This is a genomic window from Ferrimonas aestuarii (assembly GCF_005116665.1).
GTDB classification, from domain to species: Bacteria; Pseudomonadota; Gammaproteobacteria; order Enterobacterales; family Shewanellaceae; genus Ferrimonas; species Ferrimonas aestuarii.
Genome location: NZ_SWCJ01000014.1, coordinates 20461 through 42110, shown reverse-complemented (window position 1 = coordinate 42110; position 21650 = coordinate 20461). Strand labels below are relative to the sequence as shown.

Annotated in this window: 10 protein-coding genes; 4 read left to right on the top strand and 6 right to left on the bottom strand. The window is 53.2% G+C overall.

All coding sequences use genetic code 11. The features are described from left to right. Window positions 1-370: 370 nt before the first annotated feature. Window positions 371-1828 (bottom strand): cryptochrome/deoxyribodipyrimidine photo-lyase family protein, encoded by a 1458-nt coding sequence (locus tag FCL42_RS15670; protein WP_136864369.1) that lies wholly within the window; start codon window positions 1826-1828, stop codon window positions 371-373. A gap of 228 nt (window positions 1829-2056) precedes the next feature. Here FCL42_RS15670 and FCL42_RS15665 point away from each other — a divergent pair, with 228 nt between their 5' ends. Beyond that, window positions 2057-2623 (top strand): DUF1415 domain-containing protein, encoded by a 567-nt coding sequence (locus tag FCL42_RS15665; protein ID WP_136864368.1) that lies wholly within the window; start codon window positions 2057-2059, stop codon window positions 2621-2623. A gap of 130 nt (window positions 2624-2753) precedes the next feature. On the opposite strand, the gene FCL42_RS15660 is transcribed toward FCL42_RS15665, so the two are convergent. The 5 genes from FCL42_RS15660 to FCL42_RS15645 form a co-directional block, all read right to left on the bottom strand. Next, complete coding sequence (locus FCL42_RS15660) at window positions 2754-2888, bottom strand: DUF1826 domain-containing protein (protein ID WP_267873239.1); 135 nt, start codon at window positions 2886-2888, stop codon at window positions 2754-2756. A 217-nt stretch (window positions 2889-3105) separates the two neighbouring features. Continuing rightward, window positions 3106-3855 carry an aspartyl/asparaginyl beta-hydroxylase domain-containing protein gene (locus tag FCL42_RS15655; protein ID WP_136864366.1) on the bottom strand — a complete coding sequence of 250 codons (750 nt, stop codon included), beginning with the start codon at window positions 3853-3855 and terminating at the stop codon, window positions 3106-3108. Beyond that, window positions 3818-10825 (bottom strand): type I polyketide synthase, encoded by a 7008-nt coding sequence (locus tag FCL42_RS15650; protein WP_169308415.1) that lies wholly within the window; start codon window positions 10823-10825, stop codon window positions 3818-3820. The genes FCL42_RS15655 and FCL42_RS15650 overlap by 38 nt, the downstream gene beginning before the upstream one ends. Window positions 10826-10900: 75 nt before the next feature. Continuing rightward, window positions 10901-11554, bottom strand: coding sequence for a hypothetical protein (locus FCL42_RS21735; protein ID WP_169308414.1), 654 nt, complete (start codon window positions 11552-11554; stop codon window positions 10901-10903). An 11-nt stretch (window positions 11555-11565) separates the two neighbouring features. After that, a complete protein-coding gene (locus FCL42_RS15645) occupies window positions 11566-12192 on the bottom strand; it encodes a hypothetical protein (RefSeq protein ID WP_136864364.1) in 627 nt (208 codons plus the stop codon). Window positions 12193-13062: 870 nt separating this feature from the next. On the opposite strand from FCL42_RS15645, the gene FCL42_RS15640 reads away from it, so the two are divergent. The 3 genes from FCL42_RS15640 to FCL42_RS15630 are packed head-to-tail and all read left to right on the top strand — an operon-like array spanning window position 13063 to window position 21643. Then, window positions 13063-14724, top strand: coding sequence for a DUF4135 domain-containing protein (locus FCL42_RS15640; RefSeq protein ID WP_169308413.1), 1662 nt, complete (start codon window positions 13063-13065; stop codon window positions 14722-14724). An 11-nt stretch (window positions 14725-14735) separates the two neighbouring features. Continuing rightward, window positions 14736-19925, top strand: coding sequence for a DUF6603 domain-containing protein (locus tag FCL42_RS15635; RefSeq protein ID WP_136864362.1), 5190 nt, complete (start codon window positions 14736-14738; stop codon window positions 19923-19925). Window positions 19926-19933: 8 nt separating this feature from the next. After that, complete coding sequence (locus FCL42_RS15630; protein ID WP_136864361.1) at window positions 19934-21643, top strand: hypothetical protein; 1710 nt, start codon at window positions 19934-19936, stop codon at window positions 21641-21643. The last annotated feature ends 7 nt before the right edge of the window (window positions 21644-21650 follow it).

Genomic DNA, 21650 nt, shown 5'->3' with positions numbered 1-21650 from the left:
TTTACGGTTAGGACTTATTGGACTGACTGATTGACAGGCTGAGGATAGACCCGACACTTTCGACAAGGAGACGGTTTATAACCCATGGTGTATTGACAGCGAGGGCAAGCTCGACGCACTTTTTCCGTTTTGGGCGCCTCAATAACAATCGGTTGAAACACCGGCTTAATACGCCGCTTCACACACGCAGCGATGGCCACTGCCACCACAACCAATCCAATCACTACCCCAAGCACGCACACCTCCAGAAAAACCCGATTCACCTTAACCAGTAAACCCAGTATTTTCTGTGAAGTACCGCGCTAACACGCCAATCACTCAAGCTGTCTCCAATTTCACGCTCGCCAGCTTTAGTTCAAAACACCAATGGCTAAGATTTTGGTCGTACATGACGGGATAATAGCTCTGCGACTTGGCCTTTTACTTGAGGCAAACTGCGATAGTGCCACAGGCGAGCTCGCGCCTCGCACCCGCTCTGTTCGGGAATAAACACCGGTGCAAGATAGACTGAGTCCTCTGAAACGCCACACATCTGGGCCTCCATCACCGTCAACTTCCACGGTTTGAACAGCTGCGGCACAGGAACGTCAATCAGTTCGGGGACCCAACGCTTAATAAAGACGCCGTGAGAGTCCTGTTCTTGCGCTTGTTTGGTCGGGTTGTAGATGCGGATGGTATTGATGCCTGTGACGGACGCCTGCATCTGAAACTGGGGATAGTGAATGCCCGGTTCAAAATCGAGAAACAGCATAGCCAGATGAGTGACTCCACTGCGCCAATCTAGATTGAGGTGATGACACAATACGCTGACCAGCATCGCCCGCATGCGAAAGTTAACGTACCCCGTGTGTTGCAAGCAGCGCATGCACGCATCAACCAAAGGCACACCTGTTTGTCCTTGGCACCACGCATCTAAGGCTTTATCACGGATCTCATAGGGAAAGTTGTCGTAGCCTGAATTCATGCATACAAACTCAATCTCATTCTGAGATTCAAATTTCTGCATGAAATGGCAATGCCAATGAAGCCGCGAGGACAGCGCAGATAAGCTGCGCCTAAACCCAGGCTGCTGCCAATGGGCCAACACTGCCTGATACACCTCCCGCAGCGACACATTGCCCCAGGCAAGATAGGGAGACATACGAGAGCAGGCCGTACGGCTCGACGTTGGACTGGAAATAGAGCGATAGTAATCTCGGCCACGCTCGCTGAAAAAACTGTCCAGCGTCTTGTTGGCCATGCTTGGCCCACCAGTTTGCATGCCGCGCTGCTTTTGCCGCCACCGCAGCGGAAGTTCAAAGCGCAGTGAGTCAGGTATTTGCGTTTGGCTAACAAACTCAGCGTCACCGAGCACGGGCGTAGCCAGTTGGGAGCGCATCACCCGATTCCAATGAGCATCCCAGCCGTCACGATTACTGGCACCTCGAATGACGGCACCATGGGCAAACTCAAACCACGGAATGCGATGATGCTGACACAATTGTTTGATGCGCTTGTCACGCTCAAAGGTCACCTTTAGACCGATCTCTTGATGAGAGTAGATCCCAGCGACATCAAAATGGCCAATCAGCTCACGCAGCGCCAATTCCGCCTCGCTGCGCATCACCAACACCTCGGTAGCATAGCCAGCAAGCCGCCGATTCAGATCGTCAATTGACTGGGCAACAAAGCGCCAGTGGCGCAGGTCATAATGCGGGTTTTCCAGCAGTTCTGGCTCAAACAGGTAGAGCAGTAACACCTGATGGCCACTCTCGATAGCGGCCTGTAATGGCTGATGATCCGTAAGGCGAAGATCTCGCTTTAACCACACAATACTGATCGGCTGCAAAATTACCCTCCTACTAAACAGGAAGATACGCGCACCTAACATTTTGGTTCAGTGATAAACGCAAGCCACTTACTGCTTACGAATTGAATAACCTAGCTCTTCCGCCTTAGTAGACCGTGTGACCTTTGGTTCACTTCCCATCGCCTCAAGGAAGGTTTGCGGGTATATTGCCTCAGCAGATCAGACTGACCTGATTTTATTGTTCACGCAGCAAGGATGTCGCCACCTATGAATACCCATACTATACAAGCCAACATTTCGGCCGAAGTACAACAAACGCAGCAATGGCTGGAGCAGATCGTCATTGGCCTAAATTTTTGCCCATTTGCCAAAAAAGAGTTTGTGCGTAATACCATAGTGTATGCTCCCACTCCGGCGACAAAATTACGTCAGGCTATGGAGGCGCTAGCTAAGCAATGTGAACTCTTAATCGCTAACCCTCAATTGGAAACCACTTTACTGATATTCACAGACGGTTTTGCTCAGTTCGAGCGATTTTTAGAATTGGTCGACGATGCCGGTGATCAGATCGTCGAGTTAGGTTATGAGGGAATTTTCCAGCTAGCCAACTTTCACCCTGACTACTTTTTCGACGATGAACCTGCCCACTCCCCTGGACACTACACTAACCGGTCTCCCTACCCTACTTTGCACATCATACGAGAGCAGAGTATGGAGAAGGTGCTAAAACAATACCCAAACCCAGAGCAAATTCCTCAGAACAATATCGCAATGACTCAAGCCAAGGGCATTGCTTATTTTGAGCAAGTGCTAAGCAGCATAAAAGGCGATTAAACCAACCCGCACGAATTCAATAAACTCTGATTTGCCTATTTTTGCTTTGATCGCTTTCTCATACTTGTCACATGGCTAAACTAAAGCGCTTTTCGAGAAATTGCAGTTTAAATAAAAACGTGCCCTGTCACTAATCACTAAAATCTAAAGTGAATAACAACCGGTTTTGACCCAAAGGCACTACCGGGGAGCGATGCACTAATCCCGCTCCCTCATTTCTAATCAAGCGCTCGCCTTTCATCTGCGCGACCTCTCTTCGGTGCAACTTCTGAAGACTGTCTTTAAATCAATACAGTCCGGAAACGCTGTCTAATTGACCATTACCCCATGGCACAGTGTGCTCCTATCAACCGCTTCATTTGGCAGCCACTGTGTTGCCACCTCATGATTGAGAGCTTAAACATACAGAGCATCAGATGCTACCCATGGATTTACTGAACAGCTCCCCACTCACTTTGGCATTCGAATTCCAAACACACCTCTTAAAGGGCAAAGCGGCGCTGTATTGGCAGATAGAGATAGATAAGCCCCCGAAACAGGTGATACAAACCACGCTTTAGTAGCCCTGGGAGCCGATTCAATAACGATGAAGACTGATACAGCATCTGGATCACCGAGGACGCTAAGACGTGGGCGCATACCCCGTGCTGTCGATCGATAAACTCCGGCCTAACCACGTCGATAATCATCACTAAGCGACGGCGATCGCTGTGATTCCATGCCGTATGAGTCTGGGCGTCGCAGAAGGTCAATGCGCGGCCCTCTTCCCAACCTCGAATGTCCGTCCCCACCTGCAGACCACAATTAGGCAGTGGTTCGGGTACCGACAACGGCAGGTGACAGCGATAGACCGCGTCGGTATCGCCTTGGTGAGGGTTGATGTTGGAGCCTGGCTCCAACACCGATAACGACGCGGACACCAAGCCGGGAATCGACTCCAGCAAGCCTACCGTTTTGGGGCAACGCTTGCAGTTGCCATGCATAGTGAATCGCCAGAAATAGAGCCCCATGGTCTTCCAATGCCGCGGCGGAAATGACATCGCCTTGTTGATGTAATAGGGGCGAAGCTGCTGCGGCCTAGATTCCGATAACGCAATCAATTCATCACGGAAGACCTGCCAGTTGTCTTCAAGGGTCTTCACCCATGGCAGGCCATCGGAGTCGTAAAACGTAGGCTGGTCACCGCTATAGCGTTCACCCAGCATGTTGTACCATGGCGTCGTCTGTGCCATCTGTTCCCCCAGTCGAATGTTGAGTTATTTCCAATATTGCCGCGTCCAACGCCTGTGCCAATTCAGAGGAATTATCGACGACAAAACGATGGCCACCCTCCACCTTCTTAAACACAAACCCTCCCTCAGTAAACTTCTGCCAGCGCCTCATCGATGCCTCATCCACCAGCGGGTCTTGAGCCGAATATACGGATGCAATTGGTACATGAAGGCGATCTTCAGTGGGTTGATAGGTTTCAAACAGTGTCAAATCGGCCCGCAGTAGCCCTATCGAACGACTGATGGCTTGCTTGCGTTCGCTTCGGTGCATTGGGCTTTCATACTTATCAAGCACGGCATCAACGAGCTGCTCATCGGCAAGCTGATGTATTGGGTGCGCCCGCTTGCCCTCAGGCGGATTGCAACCGGAGACAATCAAACCATCGATGGCCAAGCTACTGTGTCGCTCCAGTCGCTTGGCCAGCTCTGACGCTATCGCCGCACCCATGCTGTGGCCATAGATAAAACAGGGACGGCGAATATCCGTAAGTTGGGCAATGATCTGTTCCACCATCGTCTCCATCTCCACCACCGCCGATAGGTGACTCATCTCTTCTCGGCCCGGTAACTGGATACCGACCAGGTGCACCTTGCCTTCCAGCTCCGCGGCCAGTGGTTGATACGCAGTGACCCCAGAACCAGCAAAAGGCAGACAGATCAGCATGGGCTCGACTTCGGAATTTAACGGTCGTAACCAACTTTGAATCGCCGGTTCACCATCCCGAGGCTCTCCTTCCGAATCCTCATACGCAGCTCCAATAAGATTCTGATAGATAAATTCATTAACCGCCTTGATGGTCGGGTAGTTATAGGTAAGCGTGCTGGGAACCTCGAACTGAAAATAGTTCTCCAACGCCGCCGCAAAAGACAACGCCATCAGCGAGTCCATGCCCATAAAATTGAAACGTTGTTGCTCATCGATACGGTCGGCACTCTCTAACAAAGTGACCGATTTCAGCTCCAGCCGCACCGCCTTATTGATCATGGCCATCGCCTCGGCTGCGCTAGCCTGCTTGATGGCGCCGATACGGTCCTCAGTGCGAACTGCGGTTTGCTCACGGCTCTTAGTGACGTTGGCAAACGCAGATGGCTGCAAACAAAAGTCGATGAACACTTGAAAGGTATCCCAATCGTTATTGGTTATCATGCTCAGCGGTCGTTTGGCGACATAGGCCGCCTCCATCGCCTTCAAAGCCTGTTCCGGCGCCAGCAGCTGCAGCCCCAGCTTGGCCATCACCTCTCGCTCAGCCGGCTTAGCACTCATGCCTACCTCATCCCAAGGCCCCCAATCTATACACAGACTGGGCAGCCCCTGCTGGGCACGGTGAAGACTCAACATGTCCATAAACTGATTGGCCGCCGTGTAGTGGGCCAGATTCACCGAGCCCCAGAAAGCCGATACCGACGAGAACAGCATAAAACAGTCTAGGTCCCGCTCTCGGGTTAACTCATGCAGCGCATAAGACGCTGAAACCTTGGTCTTCAGAGTTTCGATAAACCGCTCGCGGTCTAGATCCAATACCTTGCCGAACCAGTTCTCGCCCGCGGCGTGCACAACCCCGCGCACCGCAACTCCCTTAGCATCCAACCGAGAAAACAGCTCACTCAGGGCTTGGCTATCACGAACATCTATGGACTCGACATGAACCCTTGCGCCTCGCTGCTGCAGCTTGGTCACCTGCTCCGTGACCGCAGCATCGGGATGTTCGGCATCAATAACTGTCGGCAGGCTGCGGCGGCTGATCAGAATGAGGTCTCGACCGCCCTTGTCGACGATCCAGTCGGCCACCTTGAGTCCTAAACCGCCCAAGCCCCCAGTAATCACATAGACACCGTCGTCACGAAGCGTGGCTGCTGGTTGCGACTTCAAAGGCGCCCGTACTAGCTGCTGAACGTACTGCTGCTCCCCCCTAACGGCGATACAATGTTCAAACTCAGGGGTCACAACCTTGGCAATCACCTGGTTGGCCGCGCGCTGCGCCTCAGCATCAAGCCCGAGGTCAATCATTCCGCCACGCCAAGCCGGATTTTCTAAGAACAGGGTCTTACCGAAACCCCATAACGGAGCAGACGCCAGATCCGTCTGTGCTTCATCATCCACCGCCTGAGCACCGACTGTCACCATCCACAAAGGATGAACATACCCTTGGTCATACAACCCTTGTAGCATCGGCAATAGCAGGTTAAAGCGATTGGCTTGAGTGTCATTGAGTCGATTCAGATCCAACGTCTCGACAGCCATGCCACTTAGATTAACAACCGTCCGCCATGGCGCCGCCGCGGATCGGCTCTTGAGGTTGAAGATCCGTCCCAGAGCCTGACTCCATTCGCCGCGAGAACGCTCACCTTCAATATGGACATCGGCCTTGCGCGACCTACCCTCACCATAATGCAGCCAGAACACCGACTGATTATCCGCCTTAAGCTTGCCGATCAACGACCGAGTCAGTTCATCATCGGCACCGACGATCAGCCAGTTCATTAACTTCGATTCTACGGGCAATGACGGCAACGACGGCCCCGGTTGCCACTGCAAGCCATAATGCCAATCGGCAGTCTCATCCTTGGGTGTTGAGGTCGCACTAAAGGCGGAAAAGTCCTCTGGGGTGATGTCTTTGATCCAGTAGGGTCGCTGCCTAAACGTCAGTCCGGGCACCTGATTGGCCCGCACCACGCCTGTGGTCACCGGCTCCCAGTTAACGTCCACGCCTCGCTCATACAAACGACACAGTGTTTCTAACAAGAAGTAACTCTCCGTACGCTCGCCCTTTTTCGGGTTTAAGGTTCGCAGATAGAGCGCATCCTTACATCCCAAGGTTTCCCTTGCTCCAGCGAGAGAGCTGGCACCAGGCCCCAGTTCGATAAACTCCAGCGGCTCTCCTTTGAGGGTCGCCATCGCTGGGGAGAAAAGCACGGTGTCCCGCATGTGTCGAACCCAGTAGGCGCTGTTTGGGGCATCGTTTTTTAGATGGCCGGTTACGGTAGAGATCCAACACCGCTTCGGCGGCTGAAACTGGATGTGCTTCAGGCTATCGGCAAAAGCTTCAAGGATGGGGTCCGTGGCACTGGAGTGGAATGCCGTATTGGTTTTAAGGTAGTAGCTTTCAATACCCCGAGACTGGAACAGCACTCGCATCCGCTCCGCCTCTTGGCCGTCACCGGATATCACCGTCTTATTGGGGCTGTTAACTGCAGCGATCTGAGCCTTATCAAGATTAAGCTCGGGCTCGACCACCTCTCGAGAGGCAAAGATCACCACCATAAAGTTACCTGGCTGCAAGGTTTCGGTGAGTTGCCCTCTTCGGTACAGAATGCGCATCGCCTCTTCTGGTGTCATACAGCCCGCTAAGCACGCCACCGCATACTCACCCAAACTGTGGCCCACCATGACCTCTGGTTCAACGCCGCATGCCTGCATCAACCGTGCTAACGCATACTGAGTCGCGAACAGGATTGGTTGCAGATACAGATCGCGCCACTTGCGCGTATCCTCAATCTCAAACGCCAGTTGAGTCAGGGTAAACGGATGGTCAGCCCGTTCAACTGCCGCCACGCAGCGATCGAAACTCTCGCGAAACAGTGGAAAGCGTTGATACAGCTCCTGTCCCATTTTCAGATAATGTTCACCCTGGCCGGTAAACAACCAGGCACATTTTACCTGCTCGCGCATCGGCATGGGTTTGCGCGATGAATTCAGCCACGCCGTGAGCCTGTCTGTGACGTTGCTGCGATTCAACGCCAAGTTGGCTGTGCGATAGCGCAAATGCGAACGGCCCAAGGCAAACGATCGGCACATTTGGTAATAGGGTAGAGTTGGAAATTGGGCTAGCCAGTCTCGAACGCTTTCCACGTGGGCCGTGAGTGCGGCTTCGCTGGGTGCCGACAACACTAGCGGGTGCGGATAGATTGTAGGTTGCCCATCCGGGAGAGCCTCAACAGGCGTTGATTGTGGCGCTTTGAGGATGACATGGGCTAAGGCACCGCCAAAGCCAAAGGAACTGATTGCCGCCATACGCTCCGAAGCACAAGACCAGTCTGCCCGCTCTTGGGCTATCTGAAATCGGGTGTTATCAATGGCCAAGGCTGGGTTGACTTGGCTAATCAAGATCTGCGGGGGCACTTGTTGGTGGCGCATCATCAGCAGCACCTTGATCACGCTCGCGATCCCAGCTGCCGCCTCAAGGTGTCCGATATTGGCCTTAACCGAGCCAAGGAAACAGGGCTCATCGTCACGCTGACCATATTGCTCGACAATGGATTTGACCTCGACTGGGTCCCCAGCTGCGGTCCCGGTACCGTGAGCCTCAACGTAACTTATCTCATGACCATCGATGCCGGCTTGGCGCCGCGCCCGAGCAATCAATCGTGCCTGAGAGTCACCATTAGGATGGGTAATGCCACTACTAGCACCATCCTGGCCACTCACCGATGCTGCCACCTCGGCTAGGATGGTATCGCCATCTCGCAGCGCCGCGGAACGGCGTTTGAGCATCACCAAACCACACCCCTCTGCGCGAACATAACCGTTAGCAGAGGCATCAAAGGTTTTGCAGCGACCGTCGGGGGCCATCATGCCAAACTGGCTCAAAGTAATGGTTGGGCCAGGTGATAAGATGGCGTTAACGCCACCAACAATAGCCCGCTCACATTCGCCATTTCTTATAGACTGCACCCCCAAATGAAAGGCGGTTAACGACGATGAACACGCCGTATCCACGGTCATACTAGGTCCGTGAAAGTCGTAGAAATAGGACAGTCGATTGGCCGCTACTGAGTTGGCATTTCCCAGCCCAGAATAGGCATTAAAGGTCTCCATCCCGGAGCTAAGCTTCACCTTAGAAAGCAGGTAATCATTGGTCGAAAGGCCAACAAACACACCGGTATCCGAGCCGCGAACGTTGGCTACGGGGCAGCCACAATCCTCAAGCAAGCGCCATGAGGTTTCAAGTAACAATCGCTGTTGCGGATCCATCTCTGGCGCCTCGATGGCCGAGATAGAAAACAGTTCTGAGTCGAAGTGAGAGACCCTGTCGATAAAGCCAGCCCACTTGGTATTAAGCTTACCCGGCGTCGCTGGTGCTGGATCGTAAAACACCTCATTATTCCAGCGCTCACGGGGCACCTCAGAGATGCAATCAACCCCTTCTAAAAGGTTGTGCCAAAAGGCCTCCGGGCTGTCGGCTCCGGGGAAACGGCATGCCATGCCAACGATCACCACGGGGTCCTCATCAGAAGACTCAGACCCGACCTGCCAGTCAGTTGCAGGCAGATCATAGAGCACTCGCAGTTCACCTTGGGCGTATCGCTGACAACAGGCTTGGCGCGCAATCTTGTTGTTGGCAGTACGGGGCAATAGGCCTGCTGCGACCAACACCACCCGGTCAGGCTTGATATCGAACCCCTCGACGATCGCTGCGGAGATCTTCGCTGCCACTGCTTGGGCCCGCTCTAGGCTTAGGTGTCGGTGAGCTTCGCGAAATACCCACAATTCGTCTCCATTTGCACCTGGGTGAGACACCACCGCCGCGCCATGACCGGACTTGGTGTCAACAACAAGAGCCTCAAGATCCTCGGCGGCGTGGTTACGACCGCGAACGATAACGACGTCCTTCTTTCTGCCAGTAACAAACAGACGGCCCTGTCGCAAATACCCCAGATCGCCCGTCGGCATTTTGCCCGGCGTAGATGAGGGTTCCCTGCCGAGATAGCCAGCAGAGACTGAACAGCCCTCCACCCAGATCTCGCCAACCTCTCCGTCTGCAAGTGGTTCACCACTACTCACATCACAGATGCTTAGTTCGATGCCATCAAAGGCCGCAAATGGCAGCAGTTCGCGTGACGCGTTCGGGCCGCTTCGATAGCTTTCTACGAGAGGAATAAGCTCCGTTAATCCCTGCTTCCCTCCCGCCGCGATCAGTGTCGCCTCCGCCAACCCGTATACCGGTCGTATGGCGTTCTCAGCCATCCCCAAAGCCGCAAAACGCGCCACAAAGGCTCGTAATACCGGCATATTGACGGTTTCTGAGCCAACGCAAAGCCACTTCCAACTGCTGAGATCGCACTGATCGCTGACTTTGGCATGGCGGGCGCAGAGATCGAGAGCAAAGGTGGGTGCCGCAGCCACGTTAACCTGATATCGACTCACCGCCTCCAGCCACAAACCCGGCCGTGCGAGAAACGAACTGGGTGACAACAGTGCCGCAAATCCACCTTTGTAGAGGGTAAAAAGTAGATGTCCCACAAGGCCCATATCATGATGCAACGGCAACCATCCTGCGACGCGCAATGGCTCATCACCGCACAGTTGCTGTTCCAGACACCCAACATTGGCAATGACATTGCGGTGACTGATCATCACCGCTTTGGGTTGCGAGGTCGAGCCGGAGGTGTATTGCAGATACGCCGTCGCCTCAGATGCAGCCTCTGGTATCTTCGCAGGCTCTACCTTCAGGTAATCTAAAGCGGTGAAACTCAATACCTGCACATGGGCTAGATTATGAGCATCTAGGTGCGACCGAACCCACGCCTCTTGTCCCTCAGCCACCAACATCAATTTACCACCGTGAGCTTTGAGGGCCTGCACGCAGCGCTCTAGTCCAGTAGCCACTCGCTTATTGCGCAGCGGCGGCATCGGCGCCGGTACAAGACCAGCAAGCAAAGCCCCCCCGAATGCCAAGACAAAGTCATGTTCATCATCCACCGCCAGCAACACGGTATCTCCAGCCTCAGCGTAGCGCTGTAGTGCCGTAGCCACCTGCAGAGACTGATCGCGCAGCGCACCATAGGTCAGGCTACGTCGCTGATTACCCTTGTGATCGAGAAATGCCAGAGCCTCTCTGTCTGGATGGTGAGTTGCTGTGTGGTAAAACAGTTCGGTTACGGAGGTGACTGGGGCATCGTTAAAGGGTGTGCTGGGGCTTAAACTCGGCATCGTATCTCCCATAAAATAGCTCGCTACCAGCCGCTTACGCGACTGGAAGCGTTCATAGATAGTGAGGGTGTGTTGTTATTGTTTGTACAGAGCAAACGGTGCAATTTTGCCCTCGGCACCGGCCTTTCCGGTATTACCATTTCCTAGATTTCCACCACCGGAGCCAGCCTCACCTGGATTTCCACCCGCTCCACCTTGAGAGGGTGATGCCTCAACCGTAATGTCCAAGGTTGGGTCAGTCAGGTGGCAATAGATAGAGACATACTGCGCATCGCCGCCCGCTCCTCCAGTACCACCATCGCCGCCTTTACCGCCCTTACCCTGAGCTCCTTTAGACGCGTTGTTGTTACACCCAGTTGCGGTGTTACCTGGATTGCCTCCCTCACCACCGGTGCCACCGGTTCCACCGGTTCCCCCTTGCTGACCCGGCCCACCATAGATCTTAATGACGGTATTAACAGTAAGATCACCAAGGCTAAGGGTTCCAGCCGGGCTCGCACGGCCAGTCTTACCGGGGCTACCTGGATGCCCGGTGCCACCATCATGTCCGGTTGGGCCATTGCCCTGTTGCCTATCACAATGGTATCGACAATCGCTGCTACTATAATGATTTGTCGCATTGGCTCCTGTGCCGGTCTGTACGGCACCTTTGTCGCCAGCGGCGCCTTGAGACGCAGCAGTATCGTAGGCGGCGCCAGTAATGGTAATGATGCTTGGGTTATCAGACATGACGAGCTCCTTTAGGCCGACTGGCACTGCTGTGAATTGACAGAGAACTGGGTATTGATGATCAACTCGGAACCCGCACCGAGAACAATCTTACCGATGTTGATAAACAGCGGCTCATCACCACTAAGCACCAATTTCTTGCCCGGAGGCACAGTCAATGTCTCCATGCTGTAGGCCGTTAGAGTGCCTGGATACATGTGCTGATTAATGATACTTACCCAATCCTGAACGTCTTGCTCATCGGTGGCATTACCCAAGGCATAGGCGATGGCCGCTTCCGACATATCTTTCTTCATATCGCTTGGGATCTGCGCCTTAAGAACACTCGGATCAACCGACATCAGCTTATTGATCACCGATGGCTCCGGAGCCGGCGGCACTGGAGGCTCCTCCCCTTGACTGGGATTCTGAATATTCGGGGTTACCAGAATCTTCCTCATGTCCTCGATGGACGCTACCGACATCTTATGGGGCGTAAAGTGAGACTCCCCGGTCGAGGACATCTTCATAAGGTCAGGCACCTGAGAGTGATCCATTTTGGCAAAGGTATCAACAGTGGTGAATTCCATCGGTCCTAGACCAATACGCGCATTGATTTCAGCGAAACGAGCCCGCTGCTCTTCGGTGAGAAAATCCATTTCCCCTCTCCTATCGTGTTTAATAAAAAGAAACAACAACGTTAAACATCTCTCTAATAATTAGCCAAGGGTGTTAATAAGCAAGATCATTAGAGTATGTATTCGAGCATCTACCATTCACAAATCACTAGCTTTGAATGCAAGATATCGATAGACACATCGGTTCGCACGGAAAATATAGGACTAGTGCCACAATTAAAAACCAACGTCACGAGCTAGTTCGAAAGTTATATTCCATAAAAACAAAAAGATAGACAAAAATAAAGCACACCCAAGTAAAACTTAGTTCAATCTTATTCAATCCAGCTAATGATAACTGTACTTTTGACCTGTAAGAGATCCACCACACTTAATGACAGCGTGTTACTCAGCCCCACCAAAGTAAGGCATCTCGCACAAAACAAAGGGCTAAACTCCCCGAATAAATTAGTCACATAGACTAGGTTGGTAAGCTATACCTAGGTAGGCACCAAACGTATGCAAAATGACTTCGCACATTAATGGATTAATGTCATGGATTATCAGAAGCTCGTCAAAGAACTAAAAAGCCTCAACGTCAATGTTTCTGACAAAGCGAGAAACTACCGGGCTAGTCTGTATCTAAAAAATTTAAAAGACACCCAAACATATTTGACGAAAACCCTAGCCCAATCGAATTCTGGAATTGGCAGTAGTGCTTTTAAGTTTTGTAAAACCGCACTGCAATTTGGTGGTTTAATTCAGCAGCTTGCTGATGTGCTTGACCATTATAGTTGCCCCGCTCTTCAGGGGAACCTCAGTCCGTATTTAAAAGAAGGAAATAAAAAAACCTATTACGATTATTTTGATGACAACATCTTCGATGCTAATGACACAGTATTTGACACCAATGTGACCAAGTTTTGGAATCTAACCCCACTCTCCAGTCACGCCATCACTCAACTGGTCGACAACTTTCAGCGTAATATCAAAACCGCCTGTCAACGCGTCTATCAGGACATCACCAAGCTGGAAGCCTGCTTTGAAGGGCAGTACGACGACAACTTCAGTCTTAACTCGTTAAAGCGCATCAAATCCACCGGTTCAGACTTTCATAAAGGTGGTCAGCAGGTACTGATCCTGACCTTTGGTGCTTCAGATGAGATAGATTCGTCGCCCGCCCCATTGATCAGCAGTTTCAATGTTCAGGTGGTCTATAAGCCAGGCGATATCGAAGCCGACTGCCTCATATCCGGCAACAGTCAGGTGGTCAATAAGGTGCTTGGCAAGACCTTCATGACCAACAGCCTGTTTGAGATCTACAATCAACAGCTTACTGAACTAAAACAGCAGCAACCATCGTTTGCAGGGCTGCCTCTGGCGACCTACCGCATCCTGCCCATCGCCTATCAATCCGATAATAAAACGCCCCTGAGGCAAGCCTATGGTTACCTAGAATATCTCGATAATGATGTCTCCGGCACCTTTGCACAGATCTTCGGTTTCTACCCGTTTGCCAGTAGCGATTACCTGATTTTCAAGTCGGAGAGCAAGGAGCAGATCGTCAGTAGCTTCTACCGTCAAGCGGGCGCGATGTCAGCGGTGGCAAGCAGCTTCTCTATTATCGACTTGCATATTGAGAATGTCCGCGTTGAGACCCGTAAGCCCTACTTCATCGATATGGAGGTCTGCCTCACCAGTCCAGTGGATGACATTGAGCTCACCTCACTGCTGAAGGACAAACAGGGCGGCATCAATGGGATTTCCCTTAATTATCAGGACTTGACCTATTCCTTTAAGAACCTCCTAAAACCCGATGAGGCGGAGATTACGACAGAATATCCAGATGTCTATTATCAGAACCGCCTCTGGCAGGTCAGTCCCAAGAATCAGAAGCAACCGATCCCAGTTAACGCCAAGGTGTATCAATCCGGAGTGGCCGATGGCTTTAAGGTGTTAGAGGCGGCGCAGTCGTCAGGCAAGTTTACCCACTGGTTTCAACGATTGAACAACGTCGTGGTTCGCTATCTTCCCTGCAGCACCACCGACTTTAAGGCCATAGCTACCACGGCGTTCTTGCAAGACCCCGAGGATCAACGCAAGAAAAATCAACCCGTTAATAACGCTATCGACGACGCCTTGTTGAATAAACTTACCAACAACTTCAATAAATACAAGGAGGCGGGCAACACCCTTGCCCCTCCAGAGTTCCTCAGTTTAACCCCATCGGTAAGCCAAGCGGATTACCGGAGCCTGGACATCCCAGTGTTCTACCATCGCATCGGCTCCACAGACCTATTGGACTCCCTGGGCCAAGTCGTCGCCATCCCAGCCAATGTGACCGTGTATATCGGTAACACCCCGACCGTCGTCGCGGTCAATAGCGTCTTCACTGGTACCACCTTCTTCCAAAGCTCCCCCATGGCGACCAAGGTTCAACAAGCCCAGGTAGAGATACTCAGTAACGCCAGCAAAGCCGCCGCACGGGAGCAACTGTTGACTCAGTCAATCAGCAGCTTCTTCAGCGCCGACACCAGCAAGACCTCTGAGACTTTCCGTCCGATTAAAGCATAGGGACACGCACAATGAGCACCATAGACAAAAAAGGCGATCTTGATGCCAGTTCAGCCGGTACGCTAGAAGTTGGCGAGAAAGATACCCAGCATACGCTAAGTGCCATCATCAGTGCCGTTGACGCACTTAATATTGAAAATGGCAACCTCAGCATCAGTCCCGCAGACTTTAATCTTCCCTTTATGGACACCGTGTTTAGCCGCATGCTGAACGTGCCGTCACTCGCCTTTACCGGGGCGGCAAAATCCACCGACGACACCGAGGCCTCGATTACCGGAACCGTCGACCTATTTGGTTACACTAAGCTAAGCTGCAGCCTCAACTTCAGCAACGATGACGATAACGTGCTCGCCGCGGTATCGGCGACCCTAGCGCCGGATCAAGCCATAGCAGTGCCGCTACTTCCTTGGCTTAACACTCAATCTCCTACCATCAAGGCCTCGATTACCGAGAACATCGATATCTGCAACCTCGGGTTTGATGTCGACATCGTGCTGGAGAACAAGGACACCATTCCGGTGTCCATCAACAACCAACAAGCGGATCGGTGGCAACTCGAGATCGCCAAGGAATTCGATCAGTCGGTAACAGCCGACGATCTAGTTTACCTAGCCGGCGGTGAAACCTTGGACAGCTTCCTGCCTTCGGAGCTGACTAGCATCCTCCAAGGCATCCAGCTAGACAACCTTGACGCCAGCTTTAATACAAAGGATCACATCCTCGAGAACTTTACCAGCGCCATCACGGTAACCAACGGCTGGCCTATGGTTCCCGGCGTTGTTGAGCTCAAGCCGGGACTAGGGATCAATCTCACCATTGGCACCAGCATCAATTCCAGTGAAAACAGCTCAGAAACAGCAACGGAAACCGCCGAAACCGGATCGATAACCACCAGCATCAGCACCGCAGCCAACGTCAATGCCACCTTCTCCTTAGGTACGGTTGAGGTTCCCATCTCCATTGGGGCGAACATCGATGGCAGTACCAATCTCTGGACCTTCGGTATTCAACCGGATCAGCAGGTAATGCTACCCAGCTTTTCGGATCTTCTCGCTCTGGCTGGTGGCAACGACTTCCTGAACACCTTACCTGCAGGGTTAGCGCAGATCCCTGAGATCAACATCGATAAGTTCACGGTCGACGTGGATGTCACCAACAAACAGCTCACTGAACTGGACTTTACGGCCACTACCGCCAGCAGTTGGCCGGTAATAAGCGGCTACTTTGAAGTGAACCGCATCAGCGCCGACTTTGCCATCACCAACCTCACCACACCGGCAGAGCGACAGGTTATTGGTGATCTTTACGCGCAGTTCAATGTTGGCGACGTGCCATTGCGGTGTCAGTTGCAAAACACCCCAGAGGATCAAGACTGGAGCATCACTGCCGGTCTGACGCCAGGCTCGGTCCTTGATCTCACCCAAGTGGCCACCAATCTGTTCGAAGGCTTGGCAACCCTACCTGATGATCTGCCGAAGGTGACCTTTAATACCCTTGAGGTCATCGTCAGCCCCGAGAAGCAGACCTTCAATTTTGCCGCGGCCTCGACAGACAACTGGCAACTGCTTCCCGGCTTTGCCATCGACGGCATCGGTACCTCGTTTGACCGAACCGTTAAAGAAACAACCGCTGAAGAGGGAACCGCTAAGAAGCAAACAGCAGAACTCTCAGGTCAGATCAGTGCCACCACGGTTGTCGCAGGTATCACTCTGGACCTCGAGGCGGCGCTTAACGACGCGAAAACAGAGGGCTGGAACTTTAAGGGAACCCAGCAACCAGACAGTAAGCCCATCGGTATTGGCGATCTTATCCAGTCGCTCGCGAGTATCTTTGGCAACGTCGAACTGCCCACCATCCTAACCGGACTTACGGTTGAATCACTTGCGGTCTCTTTTAACACCACCACCAAGGACTTTGTATTCCACTGCTTGGTCAAGGATGCCGCGATTCCCGCATTGTCGCTGGCCATCGATATCGCCATCACTCACAAGAATGCCGAAGAGTACGAAAGCAAGTACTCCGGAACTGCAACCTACAAATCTGGCAGCGTCGACCTCAGCTTCGAACTCGATTTTATCAACACCGTCGCAGAGGGTGACACTAGCTCTAAGACCGTGGCCAAGTACAACGCTGAAACCCCGCCAACGCTGCAGCAGTTTCTCACCATGCTGGCAACGGACCTCGGTTGGGACGCGAATCTGCCCAAGGAACTCAACTTCGATGCCGATCTGAAGAGCATGACCCTCGAGTTCGACAAAGCGAAGAATAAACCAACCAAGATTGATGGCGCCGGGCTGTTTGACCTCTCCTTTGGCAGCGGCGACCCTTGGACCTTCTACACCAGTTACTCCAACGACACCCACTTTGATGGCAAAGACAGCCGCGCCATAGGGTCTGGCGAGGACCCCGCCTACGTCTTCGGTGCGGCGCTCAGTGGCATTCTGGATCTCTCTAAACTGCCCTTAGTCGGTCAGATCCCAGGAATCAGTGATTTCTCCATCGATAAGCTGGGCTTCTACTACACCGACGCGCCATTCACTGAAGAAAACAACAAGCTGATTTTCTCCGTTGCAGAACTCGGAACCGATACCCAGCTGCAACCGGATGCGCCGGCAGCATTTGTCAGTCAACCGGGTTTCAGCCTGATGTCGCTGTTTGGAAATCAGAGCGTTCCTGAAGACAATCAACAACCCAACGCCACGCCTCTGGGTACCTCCACTGGCACCCCAGCTGCCGGCGAAGCACCTAGCTTCAGCGACAACACCAACGTTCCGCGCAAGCCCATTAGCTGGCTGTCACTAAATAAGACCATCGGACCGGTCTCTCTCGATAAGGTTGGCCTCAGCTTTTCACTACCTTCAAAGGGCACGACCGGAGAACTGGGCATTCTCGGCCTCTACTTAGAGGGTGGCTTTGCCGTCGGTGGGCTGGCTCTGCAGCTCGATGGTTTGGGGATCTCCTTCCCACTTCCCGCACCAGGAGGGAAGCTGCAGAATCCGCTCGACGATGTCGACTTCCATCTACACGGCGCCGCCATGCAACTGCAGGAACCGGGTTTAGATATTGCCGGCGGTTTCCTATCGCTCTCCGATGATGACATCAACATGATCGGCGACTTCAGCCTAAAGGCCGGCCCCTACGGTCTCTCCGCCTACGGTGGTTTCGCCGGAGCAATCTCCGATCCCTCACTGTTCGCCTTTGTGCACTTGAACGCACCACTCGGCGGACCTCCGTTCTTCTTCGTCACCGGGGTGTCTGGTGGCTTTGGTATCAACCGAGCCTTTAAGCTGCCTACCTTTGCTGAACTGCCTACCTACCCGTTGCTGCCTAGTGCCCCTGCGGTACCCACGGCAGACGACCTGGCAGGTAAGAGTAACGAAGAAAAGCTACAAGCGATGACCGCGGCTCTGGTGGGCTTGTCGGAATACATCCCAGTTGAGAACGGCCAGTATTGGTTCGCCCTTGGCTTAGACGTGACCTCATTTGAGATGATCGAGGTCTCCGCCATTATGTCGATCTCCTTCGGCAACAGTCTGCAGTTCGCGGTAATTGGCGCCGCGGTCATGACCTTGCCAGTGAAAGAGCCAAAGCCCATTGCCTACGTGCAGATCAACTTCGAGGTATCGTACTCCTCCACCGATGAGCTGCTGGCGGTCCAAGGTGCCATCACCCCGTCGTCATTTATCTTTGACGGCTTGGCCCAGCTTCAAGGCGGTTTTGCCTTCTACACCTGGCTCAGTGGTCCTCACGCCTCAGATTTCGTCCTGACCATTGGTGGCTACAGCTCTCACTACACGCCCCCTAAACACTACCCGATGGTGCCCCGCGTTGGCCTGCGCGCCAATCTGGGCGTCGTCAACATCGTAGGCCAGTCCTATTTCGCCTTAGTGCCCAACGCGATGATGGCTGGCATGTCCGTCAACGTCACCGCCAAACTTGGCCCTATTTCGGCCTGGTTCTATGCGGGTACCGATTTTTACTTAGGCTGGAAGCCGTTCAGCTACTCCGCGGATGTCGGCATTACCCTCGGTGCCCGTTTTACCCTAAACCTGGGCTTTGTTAAGACCAAAATCACCGTCCATGTGGGTGTGATTTTGTCCTTGTGGGGTCCTGGGTTTGGTGGCAGCGCCAAGGTGGATCTGGACATCATCTCGTTCACCATCCGTTTCGGCGACAAACGCCAGCCGGTCCCCTTGGTGGGTTGGGATGACTTCAAAGACTTCTTGCCAAGCGTGCCGGTAAGTCAGCAACAGCCGGAGCCGAAACCTCTGCGGACACAGAGCTTAATGTTGGCGGCCATTGCCGATCCCAAGGCCGCCTCATCCTCGACGCCTGAGCCTTCAGAGAAACCGCTGGTCAACCTGTACATCAACACCGGTCTGTTAAAACAGTTCAGCGATAAGGATCGCATCGATGATCTAGACTGGTTAGTTGACGCCAATCAGTTTGAGATCCGCACCGAGAGCACCGCACCGTGTTCGGCGCTGAACTACAACCACGCCACCTTGGCTGACGACTACAACTACCTCAAGCCTGGCGACCTCGGCGAGCAGATCCGCTCTACCGACCATAAGGATCAGCAAGCTCCGTATTACGTCTACGAAACCCCTAAAGGCGATACACCGTGGTACGAAAACCATTACGGCACACCACCTATGGGACTGACCGACATCGAGTCATCCCATAATGTCACCTTCTACAACTACGTTAACGGCAATAAAGGCGACGCGGTGGAGGATGTGATCGTCACCCTCAATACCAGCAACGTGGCCAAGTCACTGTGGGGCAACCAGCCTGTCTCAACCAAGAACGCGCCGGCAACCGAGTCCACCATTGCCAACTCGTTGGTTGGATTAGCCTTCTCACCGATGATCTGGTCGCCCAAACGCACCACCTACATCCCCTATTACTATCTGGTATTCGATACCAACAACCTGTTCCTTGAGCCATCCGTAGCGCCGGAGATCACTGACACTTCCTTTAGTGATCCGAAACATATCTATCAAGAGATGCAGGACGGTAGCCTGTTTAAGTCAACTCAAGCCGCCCGCAGTGGCGTAGTTGATCTGTTGACGGATCTTGGCTTTGACGAACTGCAATTGGACAACGCGAGCGAGCTTAGCACTCAGGACTACGTCGCCGACCCGGTACTGGTCTACATGAGTTCAACCACTGAAACCCAACTAGGACAACGACAATAGGGCATACCATGGCAGATTCCACAACCCGACCCAGCGACGTGCAACTGTTCGCAAAAAAAGCGTCCTTCATTCAGCACAGCCTGCCCGGCCTTGAGGCTGGGGTCTATCAAATTGAGGTAAAGCAGGAGCTGAACAAATCCGACGGCAGCTCCATCTCTGAGGGGCCGCTACCAACCATCAGCAAACGTTTTGGGGTCGTCGGCCCCAAGTACGCTATCCCCACGGACGCCGTGCAATCAGAGTATCCACCGCGGGCCGCCGCTGGAGGCTTCTCTAACAGCTTGGCTCATGTGGTCCTAAACAAGGTCAAGTTGCCCTGGATTCGCTCTCCCTACCTTCCCGGCAATGAACCGGCCATTGAGGAGCGTCAATACACCACCAGCTACGGGGGCAAAGAGCACAACATCGCATACGACGATGACAAGGCGACCTGGCTGGCGGTGCTCACTATCAGCCCATCGGACATTAAAGGTGCCAACCCGACCAGTCTTATCACCCAAAACGGCAGCGCCCTTGAGCTGATTCCAGATAAGTGGAAGGCCAAAGGTGCCAACGGCACCACGCCTCAAGGCCAGCTACCGAAAAACGGTTACTCCATCTTTTCCTACACCTTGGAGCCGGGCCAACCAGCACCGCAAGCAGATACCGTCGACCCGGGTGTTGGATACAACGCTGAGACCACCTGTAATTTCATCGACATTCCCGCTAGCGTATTTAATCGCATCTGCCCCAGCATCGACGATCTTAAGATGATGGCCCATGTGCGCGCCGTAGAGACCGACGCCAAGCCCATTGCCGATGGTGCCACGTCAGAGATGCAGCAGAGCTTCTCGCTAGTAGTCGGTAATCGGTTGCCGGAAACCATGGAGGCGACACAGACCCCTCCGGCGCCACAGGAGCAACCCGCAGGCGGCAACAACATGGCGGTACTAGTATCACTAGAACATCTGGAAAATGCCCTCCGAGGGCACCCCAGCGACGGCTACTATGCCAAGAACGTTGCCACCAGTGGCTTTGTCCGGCTACCTGTGCTCCATCAATGGCAGTTCGTGTCCTGGCCAGACACCAGCTACAACTTTGTTCATATGCTCAAGGCCCTCAATGGCCGAGACCCGGATGGCCCCAATAGTGGCGAGAAGGTACCGACTCCGCAGTTTCGCAGCCCTCACCAACCGAATTACCAAGCGCCTCTGACAGAACAGCAAGCGATTGTCAGTGATATGCTACAGCTTGGGTATTCGCCGATGAACCAGTTGACCCGAGTGCCGGATATTAACGGAAAAACCACTCAACCGATCCAGACCGTATCCTGGTACCGAGGTCCGTTCGCGCCATTTCCAGTTGCCAATAAACAACAGTTCCTCTCTGGCAGTGCGGCCACCCCATCAGCACAGCAGCCACTGATCTACTCCGCCGATCAACTGCTGCGGTTTGATCCCAATGTCGGCTTGTACGACACCTCCTACGCGGCCGCATGGCAGATTGGGCAGTTGATCTCCCTACAGGATAAAAGCTTCTCCACAGAGCTATATCGGTGGAAAAAATCCACCAACCAAACCTACCGGATGATGCTTGAGGACGCAGTACTGCAAGACAGTCTGCCGGGGATGATGAGCTCATTTCGAACCGCGGTGGCCTCGAACAACGCGAGCCCAACTCGCAACAAAGCCCTCTATAAGGGGGTGATGAACTTCATCGCCACCCCTAAGGCCGACTAAAGGAGCG